The sequence below is a fragment of the Achromobacter sp. B7 genome, assembly GCF_003600685.1.
Lineage (GTDB): Bacteria > Pseudomonadota > Gammaproteobacteria > Burkholderiales > Burkholderiaceae_B > Achromobacter > Achromobacter spanius_B.
Map to the genome: position 1 here is coordinate 4371824 of NZ_CP032084.1, position 12506 is coordinate 4384329.

The 12506-nt window shown below is 67.0% G+C and carries 13 protein-coding genes and 1 pseudogene; 8 read left to right on the forward strand and 6 right to left on the reverse strand.

The features are described 5' to 3' along the window. Window positions 1-39 precede the first annotated feature (39 nt). Window positions 40-2466: a TonB-dependent receptor gene (locus tag DVB37_RS19685; RefSeq protein ID WP_240433942.1), complete on the forward strand. Its 2427-nt coding sequence runs from the start codon at window positions 40-42 to the stop codon at window positions 2464-2466. A gap of 32 nt (window positions 2467-2498) precedes the next feature. On the opposite strand, the gene DVB37_RS19690 is transcribed toward DVB37_RS19685, so the two are convergent. Then, entirely contained in the window at window positions 2499-3431 is a 933-nt protein-coding gene (locus DVB37_RS19690; protein WP_120156524.1) for an MBL fold metallo-hydrolase, read from the reverse strand. A 233-nt stretch (window positions 3432-3664) separates the two neighbouring features. Here DVB37_RS19690 and DVB37_RS19695 point away from each other — a divergent pair, with 233 nt between their 5' ends. Beyond that, the gene (locus DVB37_RS19695) at window positions 3665-4543 is read left to right on the forward strand and encodes an RNA polymerase sigma-70 factor (protein WP_120156525.1); all 879 of its coding nucleotides are present in this window, start codon (window positions 3665-3667) and stop codon (window positions 4541-4543) included. A 174-nt stretch (window positions 4544-4717) separates the two neighbouring features. After that, the gene (locus DVB37_RS19700) at window positions 4718-5815 is read left to right on the forward strand and encodes a LysR family transcriptional regulator (RefSeq protein WP_120157583.1); all 1098 of its coding nucleotides are present in this window, start codon (window positions 4718-4720) and stop codon (window positions 5813-5815) included. Here DVB37_RS19700 and DVB37_RS28965 read toward each other — a convergent pair. Continuing rightward, window positions 5804-5893 (reverse strand): annotated as a pseudogene (locus DVB37_RS28965) (hypothetical protein); the annotation flags it as partial. The gene DVB37_RS19700 and the pseudogene DVB37_RS28965 overlap by 12 nt on opposite strands. Continuing rightward, window positions 5865-6344 (reverse strand): carboxymuconolactone decarboxylase family protein, encoded by a 480-nt coding sequence (locus DVB37_RS19710; protein ID WP_120156526.1) that lies wholly within the window; start codon window positions 6342-6344, stop codon window positions 5865-5867. The gene DVB37_RS19710 and the pseudogene DVB37_RS28965, both read right to left, overlap by 29 nt. Before the next feature lie 269 nt (window positions 6345-6613). Here DVB37_RS19710 and DVB37_RS28885 point away from each other — a divergent pair, with 269 nt between their 5' ends. Continuing rightward, window positions 6614-6871, forward strand: coding sequence for a CrpP-related protein (locus DVB37_RS28885; RefSeq protein ID WP_104144140.1), 258 nt, complete (start codon window positions 6614-6616; stop codon window positions 6869-6871). Here DVB37_RS28885 and DVB37_RS19720 read toward each other — a convergent pair. Beyond that, window positions 6824-7048 (reverse strand): hypothetical protein, encoded by a 225-nt coding sequence (locus tag DVB37_RS19720; protein ID WP_046804791.1) that lies wholly within the window; start codon window positions 7046-7048, stop codon window positions 6824-6826. The two genes, DVB37_RS28885 and DVB37_RS19720, sit on opposite strands and share 48 nt — an antisense overlap. Window positions 7049-7141: 93 nt before the next feature. On the opposite strand from DVB37_RS19720, the gene DVB37_RS19725 reads away from it, so the two are divergent. The 4 genes from DVB37_RS19725 (at window position 7142) to DVB37_RS19745 (ending at window position 10918) form a co-directional block, all read left to right on the forward strand. Beyond that, the gene (locus DVB37_RS19725) at window positions 7142-7510 is read left to right on the forward strand and encodes a VOC family protein (RefSeq protein ID WP_046804895.1); all 369 of its coding nucleotides are present in this window, start codon (window positions 7142-7144) and stop codon (window positions 7508-7510) included. Window positions 7511-7526: 16 nt separating this feature from the next. Further along, entirely contained in the window at window positions 7527-8390 is an 864-nt protein-coding gene (locus DVB37_RS19730) for a LysR family transcriptional regulator (RefSeq protein WP_120156527.1), read from the forward strand. Window positions 8391-8567: 177 nt separating this feature from the next. After that, window positions 8568-10259 (forward strand): YbfB/YjiJ family MFS transporter, encoded by a 1692-nt coding sequence (locus tag DVB37_RS28540; protein ID WP_205571577.1) that lies wholly within the window; start codon window positions 8568-8570, stop codon window positions 10257-10259. 431 nt (window positions 10260-10690) lie between these two features. Beyond that, on the forward strand, window positions 10691-10918 hold the full coding sequence (locus DVB37_RS19745; protein ID WP_120156529.1) for a hypothetical protein: 228 nt from the start codon (window positions 10691-10693) through the stop codon (window positions 10916-10918). 112 nt (window positions 10919-11030) lie between these two features. Here DVB37_RS19745 and DVB37_RS19750 read toward each other — a convergent pair whose 3' ends face one another. Together DVB37_RS19750 and DVB37_RS19755 are read right to left on the reverse strand one after the other, a co-directional pair. Beyond that, window positions 11031-12239: a zinc-dependent alcohol dehydrogenase gene (locus DVB37_RS19750; protein WP_104144143.1), complete on the reverse strand. Its 1209-nt coding sequence runs from the start codon at window positions 12237-12239 to the stop codon at window positions 11031-11033. Beyond that, window positions 12239-12466 (reverse strand): hypothetical protein, encoded by a 228-nt coding sequence (locus DVB37_RS19755; protein WP_143215474.1) that lies wholly within the window; start codon window positions 12464-12466, stop codon window positions 12239-12241. Before DVB37_RS19755 ends, DVB37_RS19750 begins: the two co-directional genes overlap by 1 nt. Window positions 12467-12506: the final 40 nt, after the last annotated feature.

Consider the following 12506-nt stretch of genomic DNA (forward strand, 5'->3'; position numbering starts at 1 on the left):
CGCGCCGTGCGGGTGCGCCTTCCACCCGAGCTACCGATCTTGAAACCCGTATCTGCCCGACCCGCTTTGCGAGTGCCCTCGCGCGTGCCCTCGCGCGTGGTTCTCAGCGCGCTTGCATTCTCGCTATCGCTTGCCTTCGGCATGGCACCCGCCGCGCACGCGCAGGAAGCCCCCGTCAGCGTCAACATTGCCGCGCAGCCGCTGGGCGACGCGCTGTTGCAACTGGGCTCGCAGACTTCCTTGCAGATCTTTTATTCGCAGGACATTCTTGCCGGCCAGCAGGCACGCGCCCTGTCGGGCAAGCTGTCGCCCGAAGACGCGCTGCGCCAGCTGTTGCAGGGCACCGGCATCGAGTACACGCGCAACGGCAACAACGTCACGCTGTCGCGCCCCGGCACGGCCGGCGGCACCGTGCAGCTTGAAGCGGTGACCGTCACCGCCGGCATTCTGGGCGAGCTGGCCCCGCCCTTTACCGGCGGGCAGCTTGCCACCGGCGGCAGCCTGGGCGTGCTGGGTTCGGAAGACGTGATGGACACGCCGTTCAGCACCGTGAACTACACGTCCGAACTGCTGTACGACCAACAGGCCCGCACGCTGGCCGACGTGGTGGTCAACGACGCGTCGGTGCGCACGTTGACCTCAAGCGGCGGCTTTGGCGAAGACTTCCAGATCCGCGGCTTTGCCGTGGGCAGCGGCGACGTCAGCGTGAACGGCCTGTATGGCCTGGTGTCGTCCAGCCGCGTGCCGGTGCAGATCCTGGAACGCGTGGAAGTGCTCAAGGGCCCCGGCGCCTTCATGCGCGGCATTCCGCCCAACGGCAGCATCGGTGGCGCGATCAACGTGGTGACCAAGCGCGCCGAAGACGAACCGCTGGCGCGCGCCACGCTGGGCTACGCCAGCAAGGCCAACTTCACCGGCCAACTGGACCTGGCCCGCCGCTTTGGCGAAGACAACGCCTGGGGCCTGCGCTTTAACGGCGTCAAGCGCGGGGGTGAATCCACGTTGCGCGACGGCAAGCAAGGCCTGGACATGGGCGCGCTGGGCATCGACTATCGCGGCGCGCGGCTGCGCTGGTCAGCCGACGCCATCCACCAGGAAGACGTGATCGAGAATTTCCGCTCGCAGATCGGCTGGCAGGCCAACGTGACCGAGCTGCCCTCGCCGCCCGACGGCGACATCAACTTCTACCCCGGCACGCGTCTGTCGCAGCGCGACAGCACGATCATGTCGCGCCTGGAATATGACTTCACCGACAACCTGACCGGCCACATCGCGGCGGGCTATCGCGACGGCAAGGTGCGGCAGATTTTCCCCGTCACCGTCAACATGGCGGGCGCGCGCCAGTCGGTGGACCAGGACGGCAACTTCAACGTCATGACGACGTACTACGACTCGTACTCGAAAACGCGCAGCGGCGACGCCGGCCTGACCGCGCGCTTTGCCACGGGCCCGGTCAATCACCGCGTGACGCTGGGCGCGACCTACATGAAGCAGGAATTGGGCAACGCCTATTCCACCGGGTCGGCCATCGTGGCGTCCAACATCTACGACCCCACGCCCATTCCCGACGGCCCAGCCGTACGCCTGACGCCGCAAAAAGCGTCCGACACCACGCTGACCAGCTTTGCGCTGGCCGACACGCTGTCCTTTGCGCAGGACCGCATCCTGTTGACGGCCGGCATCCGCCACCAGGTCGTGGACGTAGACAGCTACAACACCGCCGGCGCGCGCACCAGCGGCTACCGGGCCAGCGCCAACTCGCCCATCGGCGGCATCGTTGTCAAGCCGCTGCAGAACGTGTCGGTCTACGCCAACTTCACCGAAGGCCTGACGCGCGGCACGATCGTGGGCGACACCTACGAAAACCGTGGCGCCGTGCTGGCGCCCTACAAGTCCAAGCAGTATGAAACCGGCGTAAAGGTGGACTGGGACGGCAACATCATCACCACCCTGTCGCTCTTTCAGATTGCGCGCCCGTCCGGCCAGGCCGACGACAGCAACGTCTACGGCTACTTCGGCGAACAGCGCAACCGTGGCCTGGAACTGACCGGCTACGGCGAACTGGTGCGCGGCCTGCGCCTGATGGCCAGCGCCGCCTTCATCGACAGCGAACTGACCAAGACGCCCGGCGGCGTCAGCCAGGGCAACCGCCCGGCCGGCGTGCCCGCCAGCACCTACAACCTGGGGCTGGACTGGGACACGCCATGGGTGCAGGGCCTGAGCCTGAACGGCCGCGCCATCCGCACATCGTCGGTCTACTTGAACAACGCCAACACGCTGCGCCTGCCCGGCTACACGCGCTTTGACCTGGGCGCGCGCTACGCGACGCAGATCGCCGGCAAGGACGTCGTGTTCCGCGCCAACGTCGAAAACGTGGCCGACAAGAAGTACTGGCTGGCCTCGGGCTCTTTCGTGACGAACGCGGCGGGTCGCACGTATATGTTGTCGGCGTCGATCAACTACTGATGCGTTAAGGCAGACCGGGCGACGCGCGGCGATCAGAAATCCCAAATCACCGGGACCCAGCGAAACGCGTCGCCCGCCACCGCAATCCGGCCCACCGACGGAAACGGCAAGTGGGCGGCCACCAGCAGCCCACGGTTTTCCGCAAGCTCGCGGAACAGCCCGATGCGAACTTGGGCGGATACGTCGGGGTCGTGCTCAAAGCCGTTGTGCCAGTCCGGGTGGTCAAAGCCCACGGGAAACATCGCGTCGCCCGCAAAGGTCAGGCGTTCGCCGCCCGAGACCAGATCGACCACGCTGTGGCCGGGCGTATGGCCACCGGTGACGCGCACCGTCACGCCCGGCGCCACCTGGTGCTTGTCGTCGAACAGGCGCAGCCGGTCGCGGTATTCGTTATAGAACGCGGTGGCCGTGGTACGCAGCACGTCGGGCACCGGCTTGGGCATCACCGTCTGCGAAAAGTCGGGCGACGTCCAGAACGCGACCTCGGCAGCCGCCACGTGGATGCGCACGTCCGGGCGCAGCCGCTTTTTCACATCGTCCACCAGCAGGCCGCCAACATGGTCCATGTGCATGTGGGTGATGATCACGTCCGTCACGGATTCCAGCGCAATGCCCGCGCAAGCGAGCCGCTGCGGAAACAGCCCGGCACGCGGGAAGCCGGGAAACTGCCCGCCCAGGCCCGCGTCGATCAAGATGGTTTGCTCGCCGCTGCAAGCCACCATCACGTTCAGCGGCCAGTCGAACGCATCGGGCGGCATGAACATGTGGTCCAGCCAGTCCGCCAGGTCGGCGGGGTCGGCGTTGGTGGCCATCGTGGACGTGGGCAGGGGCAGGACGCCGTCACTGACGACCATCGCGTCGATGTCGCCGATGCGTACCGCGTAACGGGACGCGACCAGGTCCACGGGGGTCTGGACGCCGGCATGCGAAGGGGAGGTGGACAGGGGGGTATCGGTGCGAAACATAACGAATCTCCTAAGTGGCTGGACAGCGTAGCCATCCTAAGCGCGGCCCCGGATGCGCGGTAGCCACGCGAGGTGAAGCGCCATGTTGCGAACGGCGCACCAATCGCTGGCGGGTGTTGCGGCTTGCACACCGTGGCGCGCTGACCCATTGCCCGGCTGACCCATTGCCCCGGCAAAGTGCGGCAAAATACGCGGCTGCACGCCCCGACTTCTACCTGGCGCTTGCGTCCGACATGACCGATTCATTGCTACTTTTCGAGCGTCACCGCCCGCGCCTGTTCGCGCTGGCGTATCGCATGCTGGGCGCGGTGGCTGAGGCCGAGGACGTGGTGCAGGAAGCATGGCTGCGCTGGCACGGCGCCGACCACGCCTTGGTGGAAAACGCCGAGGCCTGGCTTGTCACGGCCACCACGCGCTTGTCCATCGACCGCCTGCGCGCGGCCAAGCTTGAACGCGCCCAGTACACGGGCGTATGGCTGCCCGAACCCATGCTGATGGCCGCGCCGTCCACGCCTGAACAGATCCACGAATTCGCGGACGATGTGTCCGTGGCGTTTCTGTTCATGTTGGAACGTCTGTCGCCCGACGCGCGCGCGGCCTTCCTGATGCACGACGTGTTCGATGCCGATTACGAAGACATCGCCGACACGCTGGGCAAGACACAGGCAGCCTGCCGCCAGCTGGTACGGCGCGCCCGGCTGCAACTGCGCCAGGGCGCGCCGCGTGAAACCGTCTCGCGCGCGGCCCTGCACCGCTTGTTGCTGGCCTTTGCCGACGCCATGCAGCGCAGCGATTTCCACGGCTTGCATGCGCTATTAAGCGACGACGCCGAACTGATCGGCGACGGCGGTGGCAAGGCCACCGCGTTTGCGCGGCTGGTGGGTGGCAAACGGCTGGCGCAATTGTTCTACGCGGGCAAGCGCCGCTTTGGCGACGGCCTGCGCGCCGAGGTCGTAGAGATCAACGGGCAATGGACCTTGCTTCGATACATCGACGGGCAACTGGAATCGGTGCAGTCGTACGAGACGGACGGACAACGGTTGACGCGCGTGCTGGTGCAGCGCAACCCCGACAAGCTCGCGCGGATCGCAGCAGCGCTCCCGCAGGGCTGAGGACTACGCCGTCGCGGGGGTGCACGGCGGGCCACATGGTGCCCCCGCAGTGCAGCCGCGCGCCACGCTTGACGCCTTCTTCCTAGGAAAAACCCGGTATTTTTTCGTTTGATGTCACAGAATGGCCGCGTGCGCCGTCTTAGCCATAAGACCCACCCTTGCCGCGCCGCCACCATGTCGACACCCTTGTTTGCCCCATCGATCACCCCCTCTCCCCTTGGGCCGGATTCCCTGGCCGACAGCTTTGCCACCAGCTATGCCGGCGTGGTGGCATTCATTGCGGTGGCCGTCGAAGGCAACTTCGCCAAGGCGGGCGACCGGCTGGGCATCGGGCGGTCGGCCGTCAGCCGCAGCGTGCAGAAACTGGAAGACCAGCTGGGCACCCGGCTGTTCGTGCGCACCACGCGCAGCACGTCACTGACCGCCGAGGGGCGGCAGTTTTACGACCAGTGCCATCCCGGCGTGGCGCGTATCGTGCAAGCGCTGGATGACATGCGCGAACTGCGCGAAGGCCCGCCGTCGGGCCACCTGCGCGTGTGTTCCACCGTGGGCTTTGGCCGCAAGGTCGTCGCGCCCCTGCTGCACGGGTTCTGCCGGGCCAACCCCGGCATTGCGGTGGACCTGCTGCTGGACGATGGGCCGACCGACTTCGCGGCGGACGGCGTTGACGTGTCGTTTCGCAATGGCCGCATGGAAGACAGCCAGGTCATCGCAAAAAAAATCATCCCCATGCAGATGCTGCTGTGCGCCTCGCCCGGCTACGCCGCCGCGCACGGCCTGCCCGCCAGCGTGGACGACATCCTGGACCACCGTGGCGTGAACTTCCGACTGGCGTCGGGCCGGATCTTTGAATGGGAATTCAAGCTGGGCGACCGCTTGCAGAAGGTGACGCCGCCCGCGATGCTGACCTTCAACGACGCCGACCTGGTGTTGCAGGCGGTGCTCGACGGCCACGGCATTGCGCAGATGGCCGCCTACCAGGTTTGCGACCATCTGCGTGCCGGCACGCTGGTGGCCTGCCTGCCGCAGCACGCGCCCGATGACCGCGGGCATTACCTGTGCTTTTTAAGCCGCCAGCATCTGCCCGCCCGCATGCGCGTGTTCATCGACTACATGACCGAGCACATCCGGGGCTCCGGCTTGCTGCCGCCCCCGGCGCCGCCCCGCTATTTCCTGACGCCCGACTGGCTGAACCAGGTGTCGAAGTCTATCGAACCCAAGCGCGCCGATGGCCTCCTGGCCCCGCCGGACAAGCCGCTTCACAAGCTTTGAGCCGATCAGGCCGGTTCCGCCGATGACCAGGATTTTCATGGCGCTTTCCTTAGCTGAAGTTGGCTTTGTCCAGGCCATAGGCCTTGTCGGCCGAGCCCGGCACGGTGCGAAAGCCCACGTTCAGCCGGTTCCACCCGTTGATGGCCATGATGGCGAAGCTGAGGTCGCTGATTTCTTTTTCGGACAATTCGCCGCGTACGCGCTCGTAGATGTCGTCCGGCACGCCGTGTGCGCCCAACGTCGTCAGTGCTTCGGTCCATGCCAGGCAGGCCCGTTCGCGCGGTGAAAATTCCGTGGACTCGCGCCAGATCGCAACATGGTGCAGGCGCAATTCGCCTTCGCCGCGGATCTTGGCCTCTTTCACGTGCATGTCCAGGCAGAAGCCGCAGCCGTTGATCTGGGACGCGCGGATCTCGATCAGGCCCAGGATGGACGGCTCGATCGACCCCGACTTCAACAACATGCCGAATTCGACAAACTTCTTGAACAGCGCGGGCGATTGCGCAAAAGCGTTAAGGCGTTGACTCATGGTGGCTCCCGGGAGGTTGGATTTGGGTAAGCGCGCCGCGCGGTGTCGCGGGGGGCGCGGGATGTTTGAACGACGCCCAAATCGTAGGCCTGCCCGCACCAAGGCAGTAGGCCTGCACCAGGGACCACGGTGTTGCCCGCGGGGCAACAATGCGCCTTGCCCCGGGAACAATCCAACTCCCCTCATCTGGTACCGCAACACTATTGCAAAGCTCCCCCGAACCGCACGATACTGGCGGTCCGTTCTTCATACTTTTGGAGGGTTCAGCAATGCATCGCGATGACATCCAGAAGCTCGGCGCGAACGCCGCCCGGCAGGGCTTGACCTTATGGGACTGCCCGTACTATCGCGCTGTTGAAATGCCCGGCCACACGGGCGAGTCGATCTCCCTGTGGCGTGAAAAGGTGCGCGCCTGGGAAGCCGGGTGGCGCATGCAGATGCGCAGCCGCCCGACGCCGGCGCGCGACCGCGCGCATCAGCTAGTCGCCATGGATCGAAGTGCGCCGGTAGTCCTCCGCACGGGCTAGGGTGCGATAGAACGAGGCGCCAATATTGATCAGCCTGTCGCACTCCTCCGGGCTCAGGCGCGGGCTGATCTGCACCAGACAGCTGGCGAATTCCGTCAGCACCTCGGCCCAGTCGTCAAAACGACGACACGGTGCAGTTTTTACGATCATCTTTGCAAGTAGTTCGTCCTGTAGCATGGGTTTCGCCTCTGTGTGGCCGACAAGAGCCGTGCGAAGCAAACGCCATACCCGGCGGCCATCGGCCGCCGCATTCAATTGATTAAGGCCAGCATGTTCGATCACATCGGATTCGGCGTCAGCGACATGGAACGCAGTCGCGCATTCTTCCTGCAAGCGCTGGCTCCCCTGGGGGTTGGCCTTGCCATGCAAGGGCCCGACAGCGTGGGCCTGGGCCGCGCGGGCAAGCCCTCAATGTGGCTGTACGGCACCCAGGCGGTGTCGCCGCCGCTGCACATCGCCATCACCGCCGCCAACCGCGCCGAGGTGGACGCGTTCTACCAGGCCGCCATGGCGGCAGGCGCCACCGACAATGGCGCCCCGGGCCTGCGCCCCCACTACCACCCCAATTACTACGCCGCCTTCGTGCGGGCGCCCGACGGCCACAACCTGGAAGCCGTGTGCCACCTGCCCCCGGCCTGAGCGCCGGGACGACACCATGAATTGGGACGATGCAAGAATATTTCTTGCGCTGCAACGCGAAGGAACGCTGCGCCGCGCGGCGCGTGTGGCGGGCGTGGACCAAGCCACGATAGGACGGCGGATCGGCGTGCTGGAACACAACCTGGGCGCCACCCTGTTTCTGCGCAGCTCCACCGGCTACACGCTGACGACGGCCGGCAGCGCGGTGCTGCACGCTGCCGAACGCATGGAGCAGTTCGCCAATGACCTGGTGCGCCAGGCCCAGGGCACGGACGGGCGGCTGGAAGGCGAAGTGAAGGTGGCCACCACCGATTCGCTGGCGATGGAATTCGTTATTCCGGCCATCGCCGACTTGCACGCGCGCCACCCCGACGTGCGGGTGCGACTGAGCGTGGCCACGCAGATGGCCAACCTGGCGCGGCGCGAGGCCGACATCGCCATCCGCAACATGAAGCCCGACAACCCGGACCTGATCGCGCGCCAACTGGCGCTGTGGCCGGTGGGCCTGTATGCCTCGACGGGCTATCTGGAACGACACGGCGCGCCCACCGAGCATGGCGGCTTCAAGGGACACGATCTGGTGTATTACCAGCCCTACCTGGAAGGCGGACGGCCGCCGACCATCGTGGGCGAACCGGCGCAAGCGGGCCGCATCGTGGCTACGGCCAATTCCAGCCTGATGCTGCGCACGCTGATCTCTAGCGGCGTGGGCATCGGTGAATTGCCGGTGCCGATGGGCGAACGCGGGGGCCTGACACGGCTATGGTCCGACCGCGAGCGGGAAGGTGGCTTTGCCGTCTGGCTGGTCACCCACCAGGACCTGCGCCACACGGCACGCGTGCGCGCGTTCATCGATACGGTCGTGGCGCAGTTCGAATAGCGCGGTGCGCAATGCGGCTGGGGGATCGATGCCGCACCCTGCGCACGCCGCCTACAAACCGCTGCGTTTTTGCATCATCGCCATTGCAAATTGCTGCGTGATTCCAGCACCTGGCGTTCCTATACTTTTTGGCATATCGACCCGATTGGGTCGTGCTGAACACGTAGAGGTCCCACCATGTCACGCCCATCCACCCCTGCCCTGCCAAGCTCCGCCGGCGCCCCCTGGCGCTACGTGCTGGCCGGGTTTGCCGCCAGTCTGGCCAGCATCGGGCTGGCCCGTTTTGCCTATGCGCCCCTGGTTCCCGCGCTGATCCAGGCGCACTGGTTTTCGTCGTCCAGCGTGGTGTTTCTAAGCGCCGCGAACCTGACCGGTTACCTGGTCGGCGCACTGATCGGACAGCCTTTGGCGCGGCGTTTTTCCAACACCCAGGTACTGCGCGCCATGATGGCGCTGGTGACGCTGGCGTTTCTGGCTTGCGCGTACCGCCAAGCGCTGGGCTGGTTCTTCGGCTGGCGCCTGATGTCGGGCATCGCGGGCGGCGCCATCATGGTGCTGGCCGCCGCCACCGTGCTGCCGCACGTGCCGCGCGAACGCCGGGGGCTGGCGGGCGGCGCGATATTCCTGGGTATCGGCGTGGGCATCGCGGGCTCGGGCACGGTCGTGCCGTGGCTGCTGGGCTTCGGGCTGCAAGCCGCATGGCTGGGGCTGGCCGCGATCTCGGCGGTGCTGACCTTGTTGACATGGAGCGCGTGGCCGGCTCATGGCGTGACCGTGCCCGTATCGCCGGCGGCACCGTCGCCGTCGGCGTTGGCCTCGGTCAGCGCCGGCGTTGGGACGAGCAGCGTTGGGACGAGGGGCGCTGGGACGACCGACGTTGGGACGACCGACGTTGGGACGACCGACGTTGGGACGACCGGCGCTGGAACGACCGGCGCTGGAACGAGCGGCGCGGGCACGTCCGGCAGGGGCACGCCCCGCGACTCATCCGCACCCGCGTCAGCCCATGCGAACGCTTCCGACCCGCGCGCCGGAGTTGTGTTGTTGTTCGGCCAATACGGTCTGATGGCCGTAGCGCTGGTGGCGCCGATGGTGTTTCTGGTGGACTTTGTCCAACGCGGTCTGACCGGCGATCCGCACGCCGGTGCGTATTACTGGATTCTGTACGGGGTGGGCGCGATGATGGGGCCGCCGCTGTACGGCTGGCTGGGCGACAGGCTGGGTCCGCGCAGCGCATTGCGCCTGGTGTTGGCGATGCAGGCCGTTGCCATGGCCGCGCTGACGCTGGCGCACGGCGGCGGGTTGCTGGCGGCCGCTGCGTTCATGGTGGGCACCTTCCCCCCCGGCATCGTGCCGCTGGCGCTGGCGCGCATCCATGACCTGATCCCGCACGATCCGCTGGCGCAGAACCGCGCGTGGAGCCGCGCCACCGTCAGCTTCGCCACCTTTCAGGCGGTGGCGGGATACGCCTACTCGGCCGTATTCAGCGCCACCGGAGGCCAGCACCGGATGCTGTTCGCGGTGGGCGCGGTGGCTTTGGTGGTGGCATTGCTGGCCGAACTGCGCCCGATTGAACGCGCCCTTGGCCGCCGCCTGGGCGCGGCTTCCAATCAGGGGATCGCGGACAAGTCCTCGCTGGGATCGGGCGCGGGGGTGGCCGGGGCCGCCGGCGCCGTGCCAGCGGGCGGGGCTGCGGGGCCGCTGCTTTGCGGGGCCGGGGGCGGTTTTGCCGAAGGGCTTGCTGAAGGGTTTGCCGGAGGGCTTGCTGAAGGGTTCGCCGAAGGACGTTCCGATGGGCCTGCGGTCGACTTTTCGTGTCGGCTGGCGCATACGAAGGCCAGCTTGTTGCCCTCGGGGTCGCGGCAGTAGGCGGCGTAGAAGTCGGGCGCGTACCGGCTGCGCAAGCCGGGCGCGCCTTCGTCCACCGCGCCGTGCGCCAGCGCCGCGGTCCAGCACTGGCGCACCACGTCTTCGGACGGCGCCTCGAAACTGACCTGGCAGCCATTGCCCCAGGTGGCGGGCAAGCCGTTGAACGGAGGCGCGACCACAAACGTCGGCCAGCGCGCCGAGCCCACGCCCCAGATCACGCCTTCCGGCCCCGCGTTGTCGATGGCGTTGCGCCGCGCCAAACCCAGCGGCGCCAACACGGCGTCATAGAAGTCCACCAGCCGCGGCCAATCGCGCGCGCCGATTTGGATGTGAGTGAACATACCGTCTCCTTCAGGAATGGCAGTTGCTGAACCGGTGCCGACGCCGCGCATCCCGCAAGGCACGCAACCCGCACCCTGCCAGGAGGAACCATGACCGATTCCAAACCCGCGCCCGCCCCCAACCCGCCGCCCTCGCCGCACGTGGACCCCGCCGAAAAGGGCGCCACCGGCCAGCCCGTGGCCGACGGGCCTCCTCAAGGCGAGGTCAATCACGACCCGAATACCAATTCGGGCTATCCGGCCGGCGGCTCGCAGGCCGAGGAAGGCAAAGACGTCTACGGACGTCCGGTCGACCCGGCCCGGCCGAATCGAAAGTAAGGCCAAGGCGCCGGCCTGCGCGTCAGCTCAAGCCGGCGCCCTGCCCGAGCAGCAAGCACGGGGCCGGCCCCACCTGCCCGTCCGGCCGCCAAAGCCGCACCCGGCCGCACCATTACGCCGCCGGCTCCAGCTGAACCTTCAGCCAGCCGGGCTGGCGGGTATCGAACGCCTTGAATGCATCCACCGCCTGCGTCAACGGCTCTTGTCGCGTCAGGATGGCCGCCGGGTCCACCGCGCCCGTGCGCACCAGCTCCATCAGCATCGGCACGTATTTGCGGTGATTGCAGTTGCCCATGCGCAAGGTCAGGTTCTTGTTCATGGCCTCGCCGATCGGAAACGTGCGGTCATTGGGCGGATATACGCCGATGATCGACAGCGTGCCGGCCTTGGCCAGTGCCTGCACCGCCCATTGCAACGCTTGCGACGGCGCGTTGCCCGGCCGCCAGTTCTCGCCGTCCGGCTTGGCATGGGGCGCACCCTTGCGCGCCTCTTCTTCCATTGACGCGTTCGTTTCCGCATCGCCCGCCGGGCCATCGTGCGCATGCACCGCATCCACGCCCACGGCATCGATGGCGCAGTCCACGCCAATGCCGCCCGTCAAGCCCTTGATGCACGCCACGGGGTCTTCCGCATTGAAATCGATGACCTCGGCGCCCTGGGCGCGCGCCATGGCCAACCGGTCGGGCACGGTGTCCACGGCAAAGATCCGGCCGGCGTGCATGAGCTTGGCCGACGCGATGGCAAACTGCCCCACCGGCCCGCAGCCGAACACCGCCACGGTGTGGCCGGGCTTGATGTCGGCCAGGTCGGCGCCGAAATATCCGGTGGGGAAAATGTCGGACAGCATCAGCGCCTGCTCGTCGCTGACGCCGTCCGGCACCTTGACCAGGTTGACGTTGGCAAACGGCACGCGCGCCAGTTCGGCCTGCAAGCCGTTGAACGGGCCGGTGGACTGCGGGCCGCCATAAAACGAGGTGCCGGCATCGCGCCCGTTGGGGTTGGCCACGTCGCACTGCGCGTAATAGCCGGCGCGGCAGTACGAGCAATAGCCGCAGGCAATGGTGGACGGAATCACCACTCGGTCGCCCACGTTCAGGTTGCGCACGCCGGGCCCCAGTTGCTCGACCACGCCCACGCCTTCATGGCCGAGGATGGTGCCGGGCTTCATGGATTCCATGGTGCCGCGAATAAAGTGCAGGTCGGTGCCGCAGATGGCGCTGGCGGTCAGGCGCACGATGGCGTCGTTGTCTTCCTGCAAGACGGGGTCGGGGACGGTGTCCAGACGGATGTCGCCGATGCCGTGAAATACAACAGCTTTCATTATTTGCTCCTTGAGGTGCCCGACCGGTTGTCTACCGGCGGCGCGTCCGGCGTGGAGTTGCCCGGGTCCCAGACGTCATCGGGGTGCATGCCGGGCGGCACTTGTTGGCCGGCGCCGGTACGGTTGGGGTCCGCGGGGCGCCCCGCCAGCGTGCGTTCCGATTCCGGCACGGGCTTGCGGTCCGCCGCCTGCGGGTCGTCCTGATGGGAGTGTGGCTTGGTAGTCATCACGTGCTCCTTGGTGGGCGATGTGCGCGGCGACAGGATG